General features: G+C 70.4%; 15 protein-coding genes, 1 tRNA gene and 1 pseudogene. 10 read left to right on the top strand and 7 right to left on the bottom strand.

Annotated elements, in window-relative coordinates; all coding sequences use genetic code 11:
• Positions 1-68 precede the first annotated feature (68 nt).
• The 4 genes from hisC to cydD all read left to right on the top strand — a co-directional run bounded on the left by hisC (position 69) and on the right by cydD (position 7,635).
• A complete protein-coding gene (gene hisC, locus LQ326_RS22035; protein ID WP_234539018.1) occupies positions 69-1,148 on the top strand; it encodes a histidinol-phosphate transaminase in 1,080 nt (359 codons plus the stop codon).
• 273 nt (positions 1,149-1,421) lie between these two features.
• On the top strand, positions 1,422-2,930 hold the full coding sequence (locus LQ326_RS22030) for a cytochrome ubiquinol oxidase subunit I (RefSeq protein ID WP_234539017.1): 1,509 nt from the start codon (positions 1,422-1,424) through the stop codon (positions 2,928-2,930).
• 18 nt (positions 2,931-2,948) lie between these two features.
• The gene (gene cydB / locus LQ326_RS22025) at positions 2,949-3,956 is read left to right on the top strand and encodes a cytochrome d ubiquinol oxidase subunit II (RefSeq protein ID WP_234539016.1); all 1,008 of its coding nucleotides are present in this window, start codon (positions 2,949-2,951) and stop codon (positions 3,954-3,956) included.
• 82 nt (positions 3,957-4,038) lie between these two features.
• Positions 4,039-7,635 (top strand): thiol reductant ABC exporter subunit CydD, encoded by a 3,597-nt coding sequence (cydD, locus tag LQ326_RS22020; RefSeq protein ID WP_268207359.1) that lies wholly within the window; start codon positions 4,039-4,041, stop codon positions 7,633-7,635.
• A gap of 19 nt (positions 7,636-7,654) precedes the next feature.
• Here the strand turns inward: cydD and LQ326_RS22015 are convergent, their stop codons facing one another.
• The 5 genes and pseudogenes from LQ326_RS22015 to LQ326_RS21995 form a co-directional block, all read right to left on the bottom strand.
• Entirely contained in the window at positions 7,655-8,542 is an 888-nt protein-coding gene (locus tag LQ326_RS22015) for an HAD hydrolase family protein (RefSeq protein WP_234539014.1), read from the bottom strand.
• A 114-nt stretch (positions 8,543-8,656) separates the two neighbouring features.
• Positions 8,657-9,562 (bottom strand): LLM class flavin-dependent oxidoreductase, encoded by a 906-nt coding sequence (locus tag LQ326_RS22010; RefSeq protein WP_234539013.1) that lies wholly within the window; start codon positions 9,560-9,562, stop codon positions 8,657-8,659.
• An 82-nt stretch (positions 9,563-9,644) separates the two neighbouring features.
• Positions 9,645-10,220 (bottom strand): RNA 2'-phosphotransferase, encoded by a 576-nt coding sequence (locus LQ326_RS22005; protein WP_234539012.1) that lies wholly within the window; start codon positions 10,218-10,220, stop codon positions 9,645-9,647.
• Positions 10,221-10,931: 711 nt separating this feature from the next.
• A complete protein-coding gene (locus tag LQ326_RS22000) occupies positions 10,932-12,692 on the bottom strand; it encodes an SDR family oxidoreductase (RefSeq protein ID WP_234539011.1) in 1,761 nt (586 codons plus the stop codon).
• A pseudogene (locus tag LQ326_RS21995) lies at positions 12,689-12,835 on the bottom strand (M24 family metallopeptidase); the annotation flags it as partial. The gene LQ326_RS22000 and the pseudogene LQ326_RS21995, both read right to left, overlap by 4 nt.
• 326 nt (positions 12,836-13,161) lie before the next feature.
• Here LQ326_RS21995 and LQ326_RS21990 point away from each other — a divergent pair.
• The 6 genes from LQ326_RS21990 (at position 13,162) to LQ326_RS21965 (ending at position 17,357) form a co-directional block, all read left to right on the top strand.
• The gene (locus LQ326_RS21990) at positions 13,162-14,127 is read left to right on the top strand and encodes an ABC transporter ATP-binding protein (protein WP_234539036.1); all 966 of its coding nucleotides are present in this window, start codon (positions 13,162-13,164) and stop codon (positions 14,125-14,127) included.
• Positions 14,117-15,025 (top strand): ABC transporter permease subunit, encoded by a 909-nt coding sequence (locus LQ326_RS21985; protein WP_234539010.1) that lies wholly within the window; start codon positions 14,117-14,119, stop codon positions 15,023-15,025. Before LQ326_RS21990 ends, LQ326_RS21985 begins: the two co-directional genes overlap by 11 nt.
• Entirely contained in the window at positions 15,022-15,933 is a 912-nt protein-coding gene (locus tag LQ326_RS21980; protein WP_234539009.1) for an ABC transporter ATP-binding protein, read from the top strand. The genes LQ326_RS21985 and LQ326_RS21980 overlap by 4 nt, the downstream gene beginning before the upstream one ends.
• Positions 15,934-15,943: 10 nt before the next feature.
• Entirely contained in the window at positions 15,944-16,663 is a 720-nt protein-coding gene (locus LQ326_RS21975) for an ABC transporter permease (protein WP_234539007.1), read from the top strand.
• Between the two features lie 79 nt (positions 16,664-16,742).
• Complete coding sequence (locus LQ326_RS21970) at positions 16,743-16,967, top strand: SGM_3592 family protein (RefSeq protein WP_234539006.1); 225 nt, start codon at positions 16,743-16,745, stop codon at positions 16,965-16,967.
• Between the two features lie 302 nt (positions 16,968-17,269).
• Positions 17,270-17,357 (top strand) — tRNA-Ser (locus tag LQ326_RS21965).
• A gap of 91 nt (positions 17,358-17,448) precedes the next feature.
• Here the strand turns inward: LQ326_RS21965 and LQ326_RS21960 are convergent.
• A complete protein-coding gene (locus tag LQ326_RS21960; RefSeq protein ID WP_234539004.1) occupies positions 17,449-18,246 on the bottom strand; it encodes an HAD family hydrolase in 798 nt (265 codons plus the stop codon).
• Positions 18,243-19,520: a serine--tRNA ligase gene (serS, locus tag LQ326_RS21955; RefSeq protein ID WP_234539003.1), complete on the bottom strand. Its 1,278-nt coding sequence runs from the start codon at positions 19,518-19,520 to the stop codon at positions 18,243-18,245. The genes LQ326_RS21960 and serS overlap by 4 nt, the downstream gene beginning before the upstream one ends.
• Positions 19,521-19,952: the final 432 nt, after the last annotated feature.

Genomic DNA, 19,952 nt, shown 5'->3' with positions numbered 1-19,952 from the left:
TCATAAGGTGAGGAGTATTGGATGCCGGCGGCGCGGACGGTCCGCCGGTGGTCGCGAGGAGGACTGCGGTGAGCGAGACGAGCCCCAAGCTGCGCGCCGAGCTGGAGGGTATCCCGACCTACAAGCCGGGCAAGCCGGCGGCGGCCGACGGCCCGGTCGCGTACAAGCTCTCCTCCAACGAGAACCCCTATCCCCCGCTCCCCGGTGTGATGGAGTCCGTCACCGCGGCCGCCTCCTCCTTCAACCGCTACCCGGACATGGCGTGCACGGCGCTGATGAACGAGCTCTCGGACCGCTTCGGCGTCCCGCTCACCCACCTCGCCACCGGCACCGGCTCGGTCGGTGTCGCCCAGCAGCTGATCCAGGCCACCAGCGGCCCCGGCGACGAGGTGATGTACGCCTGGCGGTCCTTCGAGGCGTACCCGATCATCACGCAGATCAGCGGTGCCCGGGCGGTCCAGGTGCCGCTCACGCCCGGTGATGTGCACGACCTGGACGCGATGGCGGACGCCGTCACCGACCGCACCCGCCTGATCTTCGTCTGCAACCCCAACAACCCCACCGGTACGGTCGTGAAGCGGGCCGAGCTGGAGCGGTTCCTGGACCGGGTGCCGAGCGACGTGCTGGTGGTGCTCGACGAGGCCTACCGGGAGTTCATCCGCGACCCCGAGGTGCCGGACGGCGTCGAGATCTACCGCGAGCGGCCGAACGTCTGCGTGCTGCGGACCTTCTCCAAGGCCTACGGCCTCGCCGGACTGCGCGTCGGCTTCGCCATCGCTCATGAACCGGTGGCGGCCGCGCTGCGCAAGACGGCGGTCCCCTTCGGCGTGAGCCAGCTCGCCCAGGAGGCGGCGGTCGCCTCGCTGCGGGCCGAGGACGAGCTGCTCGGCCGGGTCGGCTCGCTGGTGTGCGAGCGGCAGCGCGTGGTCGAAACGCTGCGCGGCCAGGACTGGACGGTGCCCGAGACCCAGGCCAACTTCGTGTGGCTGCGGCTGGGGGAGCGTACGACCGCCTTCGCGCAGCTCTGCGAGGGGCACGGCGTGGTCGTCCGGCCGTTCCCGGGTGAGGGTGTGCGGGTGACGGTCGGCGAGACCGAGGCGAACGACATCTTCCTGAAGGTGGCTGAGGCCTTCCGCAAGGAGCTGTAGCGCCGGCGGGGCGAGCGGGTCCTCCCGCTGTCCCCGGGATGCGCGCGCGTACGGGGTCGCACGGCCGACATCAGGGCCGGGCGGCCCCGTACGCATGTCCCAGAAGGTGCCGAACGGCTCAAGTGCGACCCCCCTCCGAGCCTCGACAATCAGTGCGTCATAATGGCTTGTGAATGTGAATGCATTCACAAGCGTGTCCCATTGGTCCCGTGATGCACGCGACAAAAGGGGCAGAGTGCCGCTGTATTACGGCGACGTAAGGAGACTGACGACGTGTACCTGGCTCTGGCGCCGGAGACACTGGCGCGCTGGCAGTTCGGCATCACCACCGTCTACCACTTCCTGTTCGTCCCGCTGACGATCTCGCTGGCCGCCCTTACGGCCGGTCTGCAGACCGCCTGGGTGCGCACGGAGAAGGAGAAGTACCTCAGGGCGACCAAGTTCTGGGGCAAGCTCTTCCTGATCAACATCGCGATGGGTGTGGTCACCGGCATCGTGCAGGAGTTCCAGTTCGGCATGAACTGGTCCGACTACTCGCGCTTCGTCGGTGACATCTTCGGGGCCCCGCTCGCCTTCGAGGCACTGATCGCCTTCTTCTTCGAGTCCACCTTCATCGGGCTGTGGATCTTCGGCTGGGACAAACTGCCCAAGAAGATCCACCTGGCCTGCATATGGATGGTCTCCATCGGCACGATCCTGTCCGCGTACTTCATTCTCGCGGCCAACTCGTGGATGCAGCACCCCGTCGGCTACAAGATCGACAAGGCGAAGGGGCGGGCGGAACTCACCGATTTCCTGGCGGTCCTCACCCAGAACACCACGGTGGCCCAGGTCTTCCACACGCTGTCCGCGTCCTTCCTGACCGGCGGCGCGTTCATGATCGGTATCGCCGCCTTCCACCTGTTCCGCAAGAAGCACATCAGCGTGATGAAGACCTCGCTGCGGCTCGGCCTGGTCACCGTCGTCATCGCGGGCCTGCTCACCGCGATCAGTGGTGACACCCTCGGCAAGGTCATGTTCAAGCAGCAGCCGATGAAGATGGCCGCCGCCGAGGCCCTGTGGGACGGCCAGGACTCGGCGCCCTTCTCGATCTTCGCCTACGGCGACGTCAGCAAGGGCCACAACACCGTCGAACTCTCGGTCCCCGGCCTGCTGTCGTTCCTGGCCGATGGCAACTTCAACTCGCACGTCCCCGGTATCAACGACACCAACAAGGCCGAGCAGCAGAAGTACGGCGCCGGCGACTACCGGCCCATCATCCCCGTCACCTTCTGGGCCTTCCGCTGGATGATCGGCTTCGGCATGGCGTCCTTCGGCGTCGGCCTGGCCGGGCTCTGGCTGACCCGCAAGAAGTTCATGCTGCCGCAGCACCTGAGGGTCGGTGAGGACGAGGTGCCGAACCTGGTCCTCTTCAAGAACAAGGCACTCAGCCCCAAGCTCGGCAGGCTGTACTGGCTGGCGGCGATCTGGACGCTCGGCTTCCCGCTGATCGCCAACTCCTGGGGCTGGATCTTCACCGAGATGGGCCGCCAGCCCTGGGTCGTCTACGGCGTTCTGAAGACCAGCGCCGCGGTCTCCCCCGGTGTCTCCCAGACGGAGATCCTCATATCGATGATCACCTTCACCGTGCTGTACGCCGTCCTCGCCGTCGTCGAGGTCAAGCTGCTCGTGAAGTACGTGAAGGCCGGCCCGCCGGAGCTCACCGAGGACGATCTCAACCCGCCCACGAAGATCGGCGGCGAGACCCGTGACGCCGACAAGCCGATGGCCTTCTCGTACTAGGCCGAGGGAGACGCAGTCATGGAACTTCACGACGTCTGGTTCGTTCTGATCGCCGTCCTGTGGACCGGCTACTTCTTCCTGGAGGGCTTCGACTTCGGGGTCGGCATCCTCACCAAGCTGCTCGCCCGGGACCGCCTGGAGAAGCGGGTGCTGATCAACACGGTCGGCCCGGTCTGGGACGGCAACGAGGTGTGGTTGCTCACCGCGGGCGGCGCGACCTTCGCCGCCTTTCCCGAGTGGTACGCCACGCTCTTCTCCGGCTTCTACCTGCCGCTGCTGGTCATCCTGGTCTGCCTGATCGTCCGGGGCGTCGCCTTCGAGTACCGGGCGAAGCGGCCCGAGGAGAACTGGCAGCGCAACTGGGAGACCGCGATCTTCTGGACCTCGCTGGTCCCGGCGTTCCTGTGGGGAGTGGCCTTCGGGAACATCGTGCACGGTGTGAAGATCGACCGGAACTTCGAGTACGTCGGTACCTTCTGGAACCTGCTCAACCCGTACGCCCTGCTCGGCGGACTGGTGACGCTGACCTTGTTCACCTTCCACGGCACGGTGTTCACCGCGCTCAAGACGGTCGGCGACATCCGGGTACGGGCGCGGAAGCTGGCGACCAAGATCGGTGTCCTCACCGCCGTACTGGCAGTGGTCTTCCTGCTGTGGACCCAGATCGACAGCGGTGACGGCAAGAGCCTGGTGGCGCTGGTCGTGGCGGCCGCCGCACTGCTGGCCGCCCTCGGGGCCAACCTGCGGGGTCGCGAGGGATGGGCGTTCGCCCTGTCCGGCGTGACCATCGTGGCCGCCGTGGCGATGCTCTTCCTGTCGCTTTTCCCGAATGTCATGCCGTCCTCGCTCAACGGCGACTGGAGCCTCACGGTCACCAACGCCTCGTCGAGTCCGTACACCCTGAAGATCATGACGTGGCTGGCCGCGATCGCCACGCCGCTCGTCCTGCTCTACCAGGGATGGACCTACTGGGTGTTCCGCAAGCGGATCGGTACGCAGCACATAGCGGCCGAAGCCGCGCACTGAGTCCGAGGGGAGGGTGTCTCATGGTGCTGATCATGTGGGTCCGTGATGATTCACGTGAAACACCCTCTCCGGACCGAAGGGCATGTTTCACGTGAAACCAATTGATCCCCGGCTGCTGCGCTACGCCCGCGCCACCCGCCTCTTCCTGGTGGCCGTCGTCGGCCTCGGCACCGTCGGCGCCGGGCTGGTCATCGCCCAGGCCATGCTCATCGCCGAGATAGTGGTCGGCGCCTTCCAGCACGGTCATTCGGTCTCCGAACTACGCACGCCCCTGGTGCTGCTGGCGGCCGTGGCGGTCGGTCGCGCGCTGGTCTCCTGGCTCACCGAGCTGGCCGCGCACCGGGCGAGCGCGGCGGTCAAGTCCGAGCTGCGAGGACGTCTTCTCGACCGGGCGGTGGCGCTCGGTCCCGGCTGGCTGAGCGGCCAGCGGACCGGGTCGCTCGTCACCCTCGCCACGCGCGGTGTCGACGCCCTCGACGACTACTTCTCCCGCTACCTGCCGCAGTTGGGGCTGGCGGTGGTGGTGCCGGTCGCGGTGCTGGCGCGGATCGTCACCGAGGACTGGGTGTCCGCGGCGATCATCGTCGGGACCCTCCCGCTGATACCGGTCTTCATGGTGTTGATCGGCTGGGCCACCCAGTCCCGGATGGACCGTCAGTGGCGGCTGCTGTCCCGGCTCTCCGGCCACTTCCTCGACGTGGTCGCCGGGCTGCCCACGCTGAAGGTGTTCGGCCGGGCCAAGGCGCAGGCCGAGTCCATCCGCCGGATCACCGGTGAGTACCGGCAGGCGACCATGCGGACCCTGCGGATCGCCTTCCTCTCCTCCTTCGCTCTGGAACTGCTCGCCACGCTGTCGGTGGCGCTGGTCGCCGTGACCATCGGCATGCGGCTCGTGCACGGCGACATGGATCTGTACATCGGGCTGGTCATCCTGGTGCTGGCGCCCGAGGCGTATCTGCCGTTGCGGCAGGTGGGCGCCCAGTTTCATGCGGCGGCGGAGGGACTGGCGGCGGCGGAGGAGATCTTCGCGGTGCTGGAGACACCGGTCCCGGCGGCCGGGGCGGGTGCGGTGCCTTCCGGTGCTTCCCTGGCCTTTGAGGGAGTGACCGTCCGCTACCCGGGACGGTCGGCGGACGCGGTCACCGACGTCTCGTTCACCGTCGAACCAGGAGAGACGGTTGCGCTGGTCGGCCCGAGCGGCGTGGGCAAGTCGACGCTGCTGAGCGTGCTGCTGGGGTTCGTACGGCCGACGCAGGGGCGGGTGCGGGTCGGGGGAGCCGACCTCGCCGGCCTCGACCTGGCGGAGTGGCGGTCGCGGATCGCGTGGGTGCCGCAGCGGCCCCATCTGTACGCCGGGACGATTGCCGAGAACGTGCGGCTGGCGCGTCCCGACGCGGACGACGACGCCGTCCGGGAGGCGCTGCGGGACGCGGGGGCGCTGGAGTTCGTGGATGCGCTGCCGGAGGGAGCGCAGACGGTTCTCGGGGAGGACGGAGCCGGGCTTTCCGCCGGACAGCGGCAGCGACTGGCGTTGGCGCGGGCGTTCCTGGCCGACCGGCCTGTGCTGCTGCTGGATGAGCCGACGGCCGCGCTGGACGGGGTGACCGAGGCGGAGGTGGTGGCGGCGGTACGGCGGCTCTCCGAGGGGCGGACCGTGTTGCTGGTGGTGCACCGGCCGGCGTTGCTCTCGGCGGCGTCCCGGGTGGTGCGGCTCTCTGGCAGCGAGCCCCCCACGGGGTTCCGCCCCCTGGACCCCCAGAACCTCTGCCCACCCACGACCCGACCCGGTCAGTTCGAAGGCGAGGCCGCGGAGCGGCCCGGTCAACCGGAAAGCGGGGACGCGGACCGACCGGATCAGCTGGAAGGCGAGGCCGCGCAGGGGCTCGGGCTGTCTGCGGGTGGTCCCCTGGGGGCGGTGGCCGAGGGCCGGCGGAGTGTTCTTGGGCGGGTCCGTGCCGCTTCCGGGGCCCGGCGGGGGCGGTTGCTGCTCGCGCTGTTGCTCGGGGCTCTCGCGCTCGGCAGCGCCGTCGGGCTGATGGCGACCTCCGGGTGGTTGATCTCGCGGGCCTCGCAGGAGCCGCCGGTGCTGTATCTGATGGTTGCCGTGACGGCCACCCGGGCCTTCGGGATCGGGCGGGCCGTGTTCCGGTACGGCGAGCGGCTGGTGTCGCACGACGCCGTGCTGCGGATGCTGGCCGAGACGCGGGTCGCCGTGTACCGGCGGCTGGAGCGGCTCGCGCCCGCCGGGCTGCGGACGGCCAGGCGGGGTGACCTGCTCACACGGCTGGTCGCCGATGTGGACGCGCTGCAGGACTACTGGCTGCGGTGGCTGCTGCCTGCCGGTGTCGCGCTGGCCGTCTCCGCGGGGTCCGTGGGGTTCATGGCCTGGTTGCTGCCGGAGGCCGGGGCCGCGCTCGCGGTGGGGCTGCTGGCGGCCGGTGTCGGTGTTCCGCTGGTGACCTCCGCCGTGGCCCGGCGGGCCGAGCACCGGCTGGCGCCCGCCCGTGGACTGCTCGCGACGCGGGTGACCGACCTGCTCACCGGCACCGCCGAGCTGACGGTCGCCGGCGCGCTGCCCGCCCGTACCGACGAGGCCCGACGGGCCGACGGCACGCTCACCCGGATCGCCTCGCGGGGAGCCACGGCCACCGCGCTCGGTGACGGGCTGACCGCGCTGCTGACCGGCCTGACCGTCGTGGCCGCCGCGCTGCTGGGCGCCCAGGCGGTCGCCGACGGCCGGCTGAGCGGGGTGACGATGGCGGTCGTCGTCCTCACTCCGCTGGCCGCCTTCGAGGCCGTGCTGGGGCTGCCGCTGGCCGCGCGGCACCGGCAGCGGATGCGCAGGAGCGCCGAGCGCGTCTACGAGGTGCTGGACGCGCCCGAGCCGGTACGCGAGCCGGAGCGGCCGCGGCAGGCGCCCGCCGTACCCTTCCCGGTCGTGCTGAAGGGCCTGACGGCCCGGTACCCGGGGCAGTCGAGGGATGCGCTGGACGACGTGGACCTCGCCCTGCACGAGGGGCACAGGGTCGCCGTGGTCGGTGCGTCCGGTGCCGGCAAGTCGACCCTCGCGCAGGTCCTGCTGAGGTTCCTCGACCCGGCCGCGGGTTCCTACACGCTCGCCGGCGTGGACGCGTACGGCATGGACAGCGACGACGTGCGGCGGCTGGTCGGGCTGTGCGCCCAGGACGCGCACCTCTTCGACAGTTCCGTACGCGAGAACCTCCTGCTCGCCCGGAAGGACGCCACCGAGGAGGACCTGCGCGACGCGCTGGGCCGGGCCCGGCTGCTCGACTGGGTGGACGGGCTGCCCGATGGGCTGGACACCCTGGTCGGGGAGCACGGGGCGCGGCTCTCCGGCGGGCAGCGGCAGCGGCTGGCGCTCGCCCGGGCGCTGCTCGCCGACTTCCCGGTGCTCGTGCTGGACGAGCCCGCCGAGCATCTCGACCTGCCCACGGCCGACGCGCTCACCGCGGACCTGCTGGCCGCCACCGAGGGCCGTACGACGCTGCTCATCACGCACCGGCTGGCGGGCCTGGAGGCCGTGGACGAGGTGATCGTCCTCGACGCGGGCCGGGTGGTGCAGCGCGGGACCTACCCGGAACTCGCCGCCGCGGCCGGACCGCTGCGCGACCTGGTGGACCGGGAGGCGGCGGCGCAGTCGCCGGCGGGAGCGCGGTAGTCCGGCGCGGCGGGCGGTCTCAGGCGCGGGCGGCCAGCATCTTCTCGATCACGACGGCCACCCCGTCCTCGTTGTTGTCCACCGTACGGCCGGAGGCGGCGGCTACGGCGGCGGGGTGGGCGTTGCCCATGGCGTAGGACTGGCCGGCCCAGGTCAGCATCTCGACGTCGTTGGGCATGTCGCCGAAGGCCACGACCTCCTCGTGCGAGATGCCGCGCTCGGCGCACTCCAGGGCGAGTGTGCTGGCCTTCGAGACGCCCGGGCCGCTGATCTCCAGCAGGGCGCTGGGGCTGGACCGGGTGACGGTGGCGAGGTCGCCGACGGCCAGGCGGGCGAGGGCGAGGAAGGCGTCCGGGTCGAGGGCGGGGTGGTAGGCGAGGATCTTGAGCACGGGCTCGCCGCCGCTCGGACCGTCGGTCGCGAGGATCTCCTCGGCCGGCAGCAGATGGTCCGGTATCTCCAGGTGCAGCTTGGGATAGGCCGGCTCCTGGTGGAAGCCGTACGTCTGCTCGATCGCGTACACCGTGCCGGGCGCGGCCTCGCGCAGCAGACGTACCGCGTCCAGCGCGTTCCCCCTCGCCAGGTCGCGCACCTTCACGAAGCGGTGGGCGCCGGGGCCGCCGTGCAGGTCGACCACGGCCGCGCCGTTGCCGCAGATCGCCAGACCGTGGCCGTGGACATGGTCGCTGACGACATCCATCCAGCGGGCCGGGCGGCCGGTGACGAAGAAGACCTGGACACCCGCCTCCTCGGCGGCGGCCAGCGCGGCGACCGTCCTCGGAGAGACCGACTTGTCGTCGCGCAGCAGGGTGCCGTCGAGATCGGTGGCGATCAGCCGGGGCGGGGTCGCGAAGGCAGGGGTCTCGGGCTGTCGGGTCGCTGAGGTCACCGCGCCATTCTCGCGCATATGCCCGCACGACCGGGCGGGCGTGCGCACAGATGAGACACAGACGACTCCACGCCGCGCCTACCGCCGCCCTGTTCGGCTGTGCCGCCCAGCCGGGCGGCACGTCCACGCTGTTCAGCCCAGCTGGGCCAGGGCCTCCATGGCGATCAGCTCGAAGACCTTCTCCTCGGCCGCGAACACCGAGTCCGGGACGGGCCAGTGGATCACCAGCTCGGTGAAGCCCAGTTCCCGGTAACGGCCCGCGAAGTCCACGAAGGCGTCCAGGGATTCCAGCGGACGGCCACGGTCCGGGGTGAACCCCGTCAGCAGGACCTTGTCCAGCTCCGAGGCGTCCCGGCCGGCCGCCGCGCAGGTCTCGACGAGTTTGCCCAGCTGTCCGCGCAGTGCCTCGAACGACTGCTCGGGCGTGCCCGTCTCGTACAGCTTCGGGTCGCCGGTGGTCACCCACGCCTGGCCGTACCGCGCGGCCAGCTTCAGCCCGCGCGGGCCGGTGGCGGCCACCGCGAAGGGCAGCCGGGGCCGCTGCACGCAGCCCGGGATGTTGCGTGCCTCGGCGGCTGAGTAGAACCCGCCCTGGTAGGTCACGGCATCCTCGGTGAGCAGTTGGTCGAGCAGCGCCACGAACTCCGCGAACCGGTCGGCCCGCTCCCGCGGAGTCCACGGCTCCTGGCCCAGGGCGGTGGCGTCGAAGCCGGTGCCGCCGGCGCCGATGCCGAGGGTCACCCGGCCGTCGGAGACGTCGTCGAGGGAGATCAACTCCTTGGCGAGCGTCACCGGATGCCGGAAGTTCGGCGAGGTGACCAGAGTGCCCAGCCGCATCCGTTCGGTGACGGAGGCGGCGGCGGTCAGGGTCGGTATCGCACCGAACCACGGGCCGTCGCGGAACGGGACGCGCCAGGACAGGTGGTCGTACGTGTACGCGGTGTGGAAGCCCAGCTCCTCCGCGCGCGTCCAGGCGGAACGGCCGCCCTCGCTCCAGCGGCGGTACGGGAGGATCACGGTGCTCAGACGCAGACTCATGGGTCCGAGACTAAGGGGACCCGCTGTCAGCGGACGAAACGGTCACCGGCAGGGGGAGGAACGGTCACCGTGGGCGGCTGGGTCAGTGCGGCTCAGGGAAGCGCAGGTAGCGCGGCGGTACGGCCTGTGTCAGCCACACCCCGTTCGCGCTGATGTGGAAGACGTGCCCGTCCCGGTGCATCGCGCCCGCGTCGACCGACAGCACGATCGGGCGCCCGCGCCGGGCACCGACCCGCGTCGCGGTCTCCCGGTCCGCCGACAGATGCACGTCGTGCCTGTTCATCGGCCTGAGGCCCGTGCTCCGGATCGCGTCCAGGTTCCGTGCGACGGTGCCGTGGTAGAGGTACGGCGGCGGGGTCGCCGGGGGCAGTCCGAGGTCGACATCGATGGTGTGGCCCTGGCTGGCGCGGATCCGGGTGCCTTCGATCGCGAACCGCTGCTTGTCGTTGGCGGCGACGACGTGGTCCAGTTCCTCGCGGGTGATCGGGAAGCCGTGTGCCGCTGCCGCCGCGAGCAGCGTGTCGATCTCCACCCAGCCCGCTGCGTCCAGGCTGAGCCCGATGCGTTCGGGCTGGTGGCGCAGGTGTTTCGAGAGGTACTTCGACACCTTCACGGTGCGCCGCTCGCTCTGTGCTCCTTCGTTGTGTCTCGCGTTCATGCCACCAGCGTGCCGGGCGAGACGCGGATCACGCAGATATTTTTCTCCGCGGGTTTGATCCACAACCAAGTGCGGTTATCCACAAGGAAATTGGCGAAGTTGTGGACAAGTGCTGGGCGATTCAGGGTGTTTCGTCAAGATCGTTAACAGGGCGGTGATCTGCGGTGCGGGCGTCCAAATGCCTTGCCCTTGCCTCGCGTTCGGATGCGACCGCGACGGACTCCGCGACGCGTGCCAGGACAACGAAGCGTCGTACGGCCTGAGTTGTGTTGGCGGGAGAGGCACCGAACGCGTCGCGTCCGGCGTTTTCGGCGGCTCCCCCGCGCCGAGGCACCGGCGCGCCTCGTGGGTCGCGAACAGACGTATGGCACGGACAAGTTCGGCATCCATCCGGCTGCTGGGCCGGGGGCGAAGGCGGCGTACGAGCGAGGCCGTTTCGAACGGGCCGGCCTCGGGTCGGCGGGCTCAGTCGTCGAGGTGGTGGGCGAAGACGTGCTCGGTGGTGAACTCCGCCAAACGCGGGGCGATGTGCACGGCTGAACCCTCAACTCCACCAGATGCCCGGCGAACTCGGACAGGGCCCTCTGGCCGTGTACAACTGCGGTGCCACGGGCAGCTCGTGGGGGTCTGGACGAGGACGGAGCCGGGGTCGCCGTCGGCCGGTTCCAGTGCGACCAGCCCTCGGCCGACCCGCAGTTGGACCACGACCCGCTACAACTTCGGCTCCATTCTTGCGATTCGCCGCGCAACCCCCGGCGCCAGCCGTGACAGCACTCGCATCCCCCGTGCCTCCGGAGTCACCGGCACCACCGCGCGGTTGTGCGCCACCGCCTCCAGGATCGCCGAAGCCACTTTCTCCGGGGGGTAGTTGCGCAGGCCGTACAGCCGGGCGGAGCGCTTCTGCCGGCGTCGTTGTTCTTCCTCGTCGACCCCGGTGAAGCGGGCCGTCGATGTGATGTTGGTGTTGATGAAGCCTGGGCAGATCGCCGTCACCCCGACGCGCTGGGGGGCGAGTTCGGCGCGCAGGCACTCGGACAGCATCAGGACCGCCGCCTTGGAGGTGCTGTAGGCGGGCAGGGCGCGCGAGGGCTGGTACGCGGCGGCCGAGGCGACGTTCACGATGTGGCCGCCCTGGGCGCGTTCCGCCATCCGGGCGCCGAAGAGGCGGCAACCGTGGATGACACCCCAGAGGTTGACGTCCAGGACCTGGCGCCAGTCCTCCGTCGTCGTCGTGAAGAAGGATCCCGACAGGCCGATGCCGGCGTTGTTGACCAGCACGTCCAGGACGCCGTACTCGCGGTGGACCTTCTCCGCGAGCTTCTCCATGGCCTGCTCGTCGGAGACGTCGGCGGTCTCGGCCCACGCGTCCGCCGCGCCGGCCTGCCGGGACAGCTCGGCGGTACGGGCGGCCGTCTCCGCGTCCCGGTCCACCGCCACCACCCGCGCGCCCGCCTCCGCGAACGCGAGCGCCGTCGCCCGCCCGATGCCGCTGCCCGCGCCGGTGACCAGGACCAACTGGCCCCCGAACCGCTGGGCATGACGGTCGGCGGGCTTCGGCTCCGCCGCCCGGCCGTCCTCCACCGACATCACGAACTCATCGATCCAGGACGCCACCTGGTCCGGCCGGGTGCGTGGGATCCAGTGCTTGTCGGGCAGGGTGCGGCGGGTGAGCCGGGGCACCCAGCGCGCCAGGTCGTCGTAGAGCCGCTCGGAGAGGAACGCGTCGCCGAGGGGCGTGATGAGCTGCACGGGCGCGTGCGCGTACGCGTCCTCGCGCGGGCGGCGCAGCCGGGCCCGTACGTTGTCGCGGTACAGCCAGGCGCCGTGTGCCGCGTCGGAGGGCAGGGAGGCCGTCGGGTAGTTCCCTGCGGGCAGCTTCTCGGACCGTCGCAGGATCCCCGGCCAGGCCTTGCCGAGGGGGCCGCGCCAGGCCAGTTCGGGCAGGGCGGGGGTGTGCAGCAGGTACACGTACCAGGACCTGGCGCCCTGGCCGAGGAGCTGGCCCACCCGCCGGGGCGTGGGGTGTCGCACGCGCGCGTTGATCCAGTGTCCGAAGTGGTCCAGGGACGGCCCGGACATCGACGTGAACGAGGCGATCCGGCCCTGAGTGCGCCCCACCGTGACGAACTCCCAGGACTGCACCGAGCCCCAGTCGTGGCCGACGAGGTGCACCGGGCGGTCCGGGCTGACCTCGTCGATCACCGCCAGGAAGTCGTCCGTGAGCTTGGCGAGGGTGAAGCCGCCGCGCAGCGGCTTCGGGGCGGTGGAGCGGCCGTGGCCGCGGACGTCGTACAGGACGACGTGGAAGCGGGCGGCGAGCCGGGCCGCGACCTGGGACCACACTTCCTTGCTGTCCGGGTAGCCGTGCACGAGGACGACCGTCGGGGCCGCCGGGTCGCCCAGCTCCGCCACGCACAGGTCGACGCCGCCCGTACGCACCCGTCGCTCGCGCGCGCCTTCGATGTCCGTCACCTGTCCTCCGCCCAGCGCCGCGGGTGCGGCAGATCGTCGTCCGGCCCGTAGGCGCGCTGCTCGGGGTCCCGGGAGCCGGTGACCACGAGGATCTCCCCGGACTCGGCGCCCGTGCCCCTGAAGCCGAGGTGTCGTCCGACCGCCGGCAACCGGGCACCGGATCCGAAGAGGCGCGGTGGCCGGCGGCGCCGGAAACTCTGGAGCTCCGTGCCGCGTTCTTCCTTCGATGCCACTGCCGTCGTCAATCCCTCGTCCCGTCGACTGCGGTACGTGCCCGTAACTTGACACTGGCGAATGTGACAGTCGTTAGAGGTGACGTCAATAGACGTGTTGCGGCCTGTGGATAACTCTGCGTAGCTCTCAAGGAGGGGGTTCCCCTAGGGCCCCGTAATACTGGAGTCTGACGAGAAGACTGCTCCGAGGTCTGACGACCGCAGTGGCCCGGGTCACTACCGTCTAGGGCGTGACTGTGATCGCGACCGAAAGCCTGAGCAAGCGGTTCCCCCGGGTGACCGCGCTCGACCGGCTGTCCGTGGACATCGGAGCCGGTGTGACCGGACTCGTCGGAGCCAACGGCGCCGGCAAATCCACCCTGATCAAGATCCTGCTGGGTCTGTCCCCAGCGACCGAGGGCCGCGCCGAAGTGCTCGGCCTCGACGTCGCGACCAAGGGCGCCGCCATCCGCGAGCGCGTGGGCTACATGCCGGAGCACGACTGCCTGCCGCCCGACGTCTCGGCCACCGAGTTCGTCGTGCACATGGCCCGCATGTCCGGCCTGCCGCCCACCGCCGCCCGCGAGCGCACCGCAGACACCCTGCGCCACGTCGGCCTCTACGAGGAGCGGTACCGCCCCATCGGCGGCTACTCGACCGGCATGAAGCAGCGCGTGAAGCTCGCCCAGGCCCTGGTGCACGACCCGCAGCTGGTCTTCCTCGACGAGCCGACCAACGGCCTCGACCCGGTCGGCCGCGACGAGATGCTCGGCCTGATCCGCCGCATCCACACCGACTTCGGCATCTCGGTCCTGGTCACCTCGCACCTGCTCGGGGAACTGGAACGCACCTGCGACCACGTGGTCGTCGTCGACGGCGGCAAGCTGCTGCGCTCCAGCTCCACCACCGACTTCACCCAGTCCACGACCACCCTCGCCATCGAGGTCACCGACAGCGACGAACACCCGGACGGCAACCGCGCGGTGCGCGAAGCGCTCCAGGCACGCGGGGTGGACACGGACAACGAGGGCGGCGGCCTCCCCGGCGCCGGCCGCATCCTGCTGCTCACCGCGCAGGGCGAGGAGACGTACGACCTCGTCCGCGACGTCGTCGCCGACCTCGGCCTCGGCCTGGTGCGCATGGAGCAGCGCCGGCACCACATCTCCGAGGTCTTCACCAGCAGTGACGAGCAGCGGAAGGAGGCGACCGTCCATGGCGGTTGAGCATCCCCTGGCCACCCCCGCGGGTGACCAGTCCCGAATCCACGACATCGGCTACCGCGGCTACGACGGCCCGCGCCTCGGCCGCGCGTACGCCCGCCTGTCCCTCTACTCGCAGACCCTGCGCGGCTCCTACGGCCTCGGCCGCTCGGTGAAGTCCAAGGCGCTGCCGATGCTGCTCTTCGCGGTGATGTGCGTGCCGGCGGCCATCATGGTCGCCGTCGCCGTCGCCACCAAGGCGCACGACCTGCCGGTGTCCTACACGCGGTACGCGATCATCATGCAGGCCGTCATCAGCCTGTACGTCGCCTCCCAGGCGCCCCAGGCCGTCTCCCGCGACCTGCGCTTCAAGACCATCCCGCTGTACTTCTCGCGGCCCATCGAGACCGCCGACTACGTCCAGGCCAAGTTCGCGGCCCTGGCCTCCGCGATGTTCATCCTCACCGGCGCCCCGCTGGTCGTGCTGTACGTGGGGGCCCTGCTCTCCAAGATGGACTTCGCCCACCAGACCAAGGGGTTCGGCCAGGGACTGCTCTCGGTGGCCCTGCTGTCCCTCCTCTTCGCCGGCATCGGGCTGGTCATCGCGGCGGTCACCCCGCGCCGCGGCTTCGGCATCGCCGCCGTGATCGCCGTCCTGACCATCTCCTACGGCGCGGTCTCCACCCTCCAGGCCATCGCCGACGCCCAGGACAGCACCGGTGCCGTCCCGTGGATCGGCCTGTTCTCGCCGGTCACCCTGATCGGCGGCGTGAGCAGCGCCCTCCTCGGCGGCACCAGCGCCTTCCCGGGCGGCCACGGGCCCTCCCACGGCCAGGGCGCGGTGTACCTGCTTGTCATCGTCGGCCTCATCGCCGCCTGCTACGGCCTTCTGCTGCGCCGCTACAAGAAGGTGGGACTGTGACCACGCTCTCCATCGACCACGTCTCCCGCTGGTTCGGCAACGTGGTCGCCGTCAACGACATCACCATGACCATCGGCCCCGGCGTCACCGGCCTCCTCGGCCCCAACGGCGCCGGCAAGTCCACCCTCATCAACATGATGGGCGGCTTCCTGGCTCCCTCCACCGGCACGGTCACCCTCGACGGGCAGCCGACCTGGCGCAACGAGGCCATCTACAAGCACATCGGCATCGTCCCCGAGCGGGAGGCGATGTACGACTTCCTCACCGGCCGCGAGTTCGTCGTGGCCAACGCCGAGTTGCACGGCCTCGGCGCCAGGGCCGCTCAGAAGGCCCTCGCCACGGTCGAGATGGAGGACGCGCAGGACCGCAAGATCTCGACGTACTCCAAGGGCATGCGCCAGCGCGTGAAGATGGCGTCCGCCCTCGTCCACGAGCCGTCCCTGCTCCTCCTCGACGAGCCCTTCAACGGCATGGACCCGCGTCAGCGCATGCAGCTCATGGAACTGCTGCGGCGCATGGGCGACGAGGGCCGCACGGTCCTGTTCTCCTCCCACATCCTCGAAGAGGTCGAGCAACTCGCCTGGCACATCGAGGTCGTGGTCGCCGGACGGCACGCGGCCAGCGGCGACTTCCGCAAGATCCGCCGCCTGATGACCGACCGCCCGCACCGCTACCTGGTCCGCTCCAGTGACGACCGCGCCCTCGCGGCCGCCCTCATCGCGGACCCGTCCACCTCGGGCATCGAAGTGGACCTCGCCGAGGGCGCGTTGCGCATCCAGGCCGTCGACTTCGGCCGTTTCACCACGCTGCTGCCCAGGGTCGCCCGCGACCACGGCATCCGGCTGCTCACGGTCTCGCCGTCCGACGAGTCCCTCGAATCCGTGTTCTCGTATCTGGTCGCGGCGTAGGAGGCCGAAGATGTACGACCCCACAGTCGCCCGACTCACCTACCGGGCCCTGCTCGGCCGGCGCCGGGCCCTCATCCTGGGCGCACTGCCCATGCTGCTGATCGCGATCTCCGTCGTCGTCCGCGGCCTGGCCGGAGCGGACGACCAGACGGCCGCCGACCTGCTCGGCGGCCTCGCCCTCGCGACCATGGTGCCGATCATCGGCGTCATCGCCGGCACGGGTGCGATCGGCCCGGAGATCGACGACGGCTCGGTGGTGTACCTGCTGTCCAAGCCGGTCAAACGGCCGACGATCATCCTCACCAAGCTGATCGTGGCGATCGCCGTGACGATGGTCTTCTCGGCCCTGCCTACCCTGGTCGCGGGCTTCATCCTCAACGGCAACGGCCAGCAGATCGCCGTCGCCTACACGGTCGCCGCGCTGGTCGCCTCCATCGCCTACGCCGCGCTCTTCCTGCTCCTCGGGACGGTGTCCCGGCACGCCGTGGTCTTCGGACTCGTCTACGCCCTGGTCTGGGAGGCCCTGTTCGGCTCCCTGGTCCCGGGGGCACGGACGCTGAGCGTCCAGCAGTGGTCCCTGGCGGTCGCCCACAAGGTGACCGGCGGTGACCTGGTCACGTCCGACGTGTCTCTGACGACGGGCACGGTGCTGCTGGTCGTGGTGACCGTCCTGGCCACCTGGTACGCCGGCCAGAAGCTGCGCTCGCTGACGCTGGCGGGCGAGGAGTAGACGCCCGCTTTGTTGACAGGGGCTTCATCTGCGCCCGGGCACACTGGGCAAAGGGGACGTTCTGTGGAGAGGAACGGGGATGGCTGAGGGCTTCCGGGACGCCGACGCCGACGGGGACTGGGACGGCGTGGCGCTGGACGAGGAGTTCATACGGTCCGCGGGGGCGGCGGAGCCGTCCGCGCGGGCGCGGATGCTTGCCGCGAAGTGGCGGGCCGAGGCGCCGGAACCCCAGCCGTGGAGATCGGACGAGCCGCCGGCGGGGTGGTTCTTCAGCAGGGGCCGGCGCAAGTGGTGGCGCCGGTAGGCGGTGCTTCGGCTGCGGGCCGGTGGGGGCCGGCCGCGCCCCCCACGGCGGCAGCCGTATGCCGAACACGGCCCCGCGCCCTTACGGTGCGCCCCGGTCGGCGCCGGTTAATTCGATGGCGCCCGACTCAACGCCACGACACACTCGTTGCATCGCCGCAAACGGGGAGAGGAGCCGGACGATGTCCATGCACGACAGTACGTCCCGCTCCCGTCAGGGCAGCCGGCGGCGGATCGCCGGGTAGCTGCCCGGGGCGGCCGCTTCGAGCACGCGATGGTCGCTCTCGCGTGGGCCGCCCACCCGGAGGATTGGCCGAGTGGTAAGGCACTGGCTTGCTAAGCCATGGTCGGGCCTGGAAAGCCCGCGCACGTTCGATCCGTGCATCCTCCGCAGAATTCTTGAACACGCGTGAGTGGTCCCACCCAAGGGGCGCGAGGAACCGCGCGCTCAGCCCCCGCGCACCCGCAGCCGGCCGACGGCCTCAGCCGAGCAGACGCTCCACGACCACCGCGATCCCGTCCTCCTCGTGGGAGGACGTCACCTCGTCGGCCACAGCCCGCAGCTCCTCATGAGCGTTGGCCATGGCCACCCCCCGAGCCGCCCAGGCGAACATCGGGATGTCGTTCGGCATGTCACCGAAGGCGATCGTGTCGGCGGGCTTGAGGCCCAGTCGGCGTGCGGCCAGGGACAGGCCCGTCGCCTTCGAGAGGCCGAGCGGGAGCAGCTCCACGATGCCCTCGCCCGCCATGGCGACGCTGACAAAACCCCCGGCCGCCTGCCGGGCCGCTTCCGCCAGCTCGTCGTCGGACAGCTCCGGGTGCTGTATGTAGATCTTGTTCAGCGGCGCCGACCAGAGGTCGGCGGCATCCCTCAAGGGGGTCGACGGGAGATGACCCGCCACCGCGTACCGCGGCCCCACCAGCACGTCGCCGTCGAGGCCGTCGCGGCCCGCCGCGAGGTACAGCGGGCCGACCTCCGCCTCGATCTTCGCGAGCGCGACCCCGGCCAGCTGCCGGTCCAGCGTCACGGAGGTGAGGAGCCGGTGCGCTCCGGCGTCGTACACCTGCGCGCCCTGGCCGCAGACGGCGAGGCCGTCGTAGCCGAGGTCGTCGAGGATGTGCCGGGTCCAGGGGACCGCGCGGCCGGTGACGACGATGTGCGCGGCGCCCGCCGCGGTGGCCGCGGCGAGCGCGTCACGGGTGCGCTGGGAGACCGACTCGTCGGAGCGCAGCAGCGTCCCGTCGAGGTCGGTGGCGATGAGCCCGTAGGGGAAGCTCACCGGGACACCGGCTCCAGGACCTCCCGGCCGCCCAGGTACGGGCGCAGTACCTCGGGCACGTAAACCGAGCCGTCGGCCTGCTGGTGGTTCTCCAGGATCGCCACGATGGTGCGCGGTACGGCGCACAGGGTGCCGTTGAGCGTGGCCAGCGGCCTGACCTGCTTGCCGTCGCGGACCCGGATCGACAGCCGGCGGGACTGGAACTCGGTGCAGTCCGACGTCGACGTCAGCTCGCGGTACTTGCCCTGCGTCGGGATCCACGCCTCGCAGTCGAACTTGCGGGCGGCCGAGGAGCCGAGGTCACCGGTGGCGACGTCGATCACCCGGAACGGCAGCTCCAGCGACGTCAGCCACTGCTTCTCCCAGGCCAGCAGACGCTGGTGCTCCGCCTCGGAGTCCTCGGGGGCGACGTAGGAGAACATCTCCACCTTGTCGAACTGGTGGACGCGGAAGATGCCCTTGGTGTCCTTGCCGTGCGAACCGGCCTCGCGACGGAAGCAGGGCGAGAAACCGGCGTAGCGCAGCGGGAGGCGCTCCACGTCGATGATCTCGTCCATGTGGTACGCGGCGAGCGGCACCTCGGAGGTGCCGACCAGGTAGAGGTCGTCCTTGTCGAGGTGGTAGACGTCCTGGGCCGCCTGGCCGAGGAAGCCGGTGCCCGCCATGGACTGCGGGCGGACCAGCGCCGGGGTCAGCATCGGCGTGAAGCCGGCCTCGGTGGCCTGCGCGATCGCCGCGTTGACGAGGGCCAGCTCCAGCAGGGCGCCGACACCGGTCAGGAAGTAGAAGCGGGAACCGGAGACCTTGGCGCCGCGCTCGACGTCGATCGCGCCGAGGAGCTGGCCCAGCTCCAGGTGGTCCTTGGGCTCGAAGCCCTCGGCGCCGAAGTCGCGGATCGTGCCGTGCGTCTCCAGGGTGACGAAGTCCTCCTCGCCGCCGACGGGCACGTCGGGGTGGACGAGGTTGCCGAGCCTGAGCAGCAGCTCCTGGGTCTCGGCATCGGCCGTGTCGCGCTCGGCGTCGGCGGTCTTGACGTCGGCGGCGAGCTGGCCGGCCTTCTTCAGCAGCTCGGCCTTCTCGTCGCCGGCGGCCTTGGGGATGAGCTTGCCGAGCTGCTTCTGTTCGGCACGGAGCTCGTCGAAGCGGACGCCGGACGACCTGCGCCGCTCGTCGGCGGAGAGGAGAGCGTCGACGAGCGCGACGTCCTCTCCACGGGCGCGCTGGGACGCGCGCACACGGTCGGGGTCCTCACGGAGCAGGCGAAGGTCAATCACGGGGTCAAGGCTACCGGTGTGGGGTTGCCCCCCACGAATCACTATTCACACGTGTTCCGAATAGTGGCTTACGTTCAGCTATGAGGGAATTGCCGGGCGTGTCAATAAAAAGTGTCTCACTCCCTGGGACGGGGCAAGCGCGCGGCCCGCGGTTGACTGGATTTCCCTGGGGAGAACGGGACTTGGGGGCGTCGTTGTCCACAGGAATCCATGCCCTCCCGAGAGTTATCCACAGGGTGTGTGGATGAGATGTGGACTTCGGAATTGATCACTCCGCAAGCGGTGCGCGAAGGGCGGGATTCCCACCTCAAACCGGGACAACACCCTCTTTCGAGTGGAAAGGCGTCGCCCCAAGAGATGAACCAAGGGAAACGAGTGGACGAAGGGTGATGCGGGCGGGCGGAGCCGCGCCGATGGACTGGAGGGAGATTT

This window comes from Streptomyces shenzhenensis (genome assembly GCF_021462265.1).
Taxonomy (GTDB): domain Bacteria; phylum Actinomycetota; class Actinomycetes; order Streptomycetales; family Streptomycetaceae; genus Streptomyces; species Streptomyces shenzhenensis.
The sequence above is the reverse complement of the archived record's forward strand: the minus strand, read 5'-3'. Positions and strand labels throughout refer to the sequence as shown.

What these genes read in the sequence shown, in the direction of transcription:
- LQ326_RS21975 (WP_234539007.1), top strand. Translation starts at nt 15,944, where the DNA reads ATGTACGACCCCACAGTCGCCCGACTCACCTACCGGGCCCTGCTCGGC.
- cydB (WP_234539016.1), top strand. Translation starts at nt 2,949, where the DNA reads ATGGAACTTCACGACGTCTGGTTCGTTCTGATCGCCGTCCTGTGGACC.
- cydD (WP_268207359.1), top strand. Translation starts at nt 4,039, where the DNA reads ATGTTTCACGTGAAACCAATTGATCCCCGGCTGCTGCGCTACGCCCGC.
- LQ326_RS21985 (WP_234539010.1), top strand. Translation starts at nt 14,117, where the DNA reads ATGGCGGTTGAGCATCCCCTGGCCACCCCCGCGGGTGACCAGTCCCGA.
- LQ326_RS22015 (WP_234539014.1), bottom strand. Translation starts at nt 8,542, where the DNA reads ATGCGCGAGAATGGCGCGGTGACCTCAGCGACCCGACAGCCCGAGACC.
- LQ326_RS22010 (WP_234539013.1), bottom strand. Translation starts at nt 9,562, where the DNA reads ATGAGTCTGCGTCTGAGCACCGTGATCCTCCCGTACCGCCGCTGGAGC.
- LQ326_RS21970 (WP_234539006.1), top strand. Translation starts at nt 16,743, where the DNA reads ATGGCTGAGGGCTTCCGGGACGCCGACGCCGACGGGGACTGGGACGGC.
- LQ326_RS22005 (WP_234539012.1), bottom strand. Translation starts at nt 10,220, where the DNA reads ATGAACGCGAGACACAACGAAGGAGCACAGAGCGAGCGGCGCACCGTG.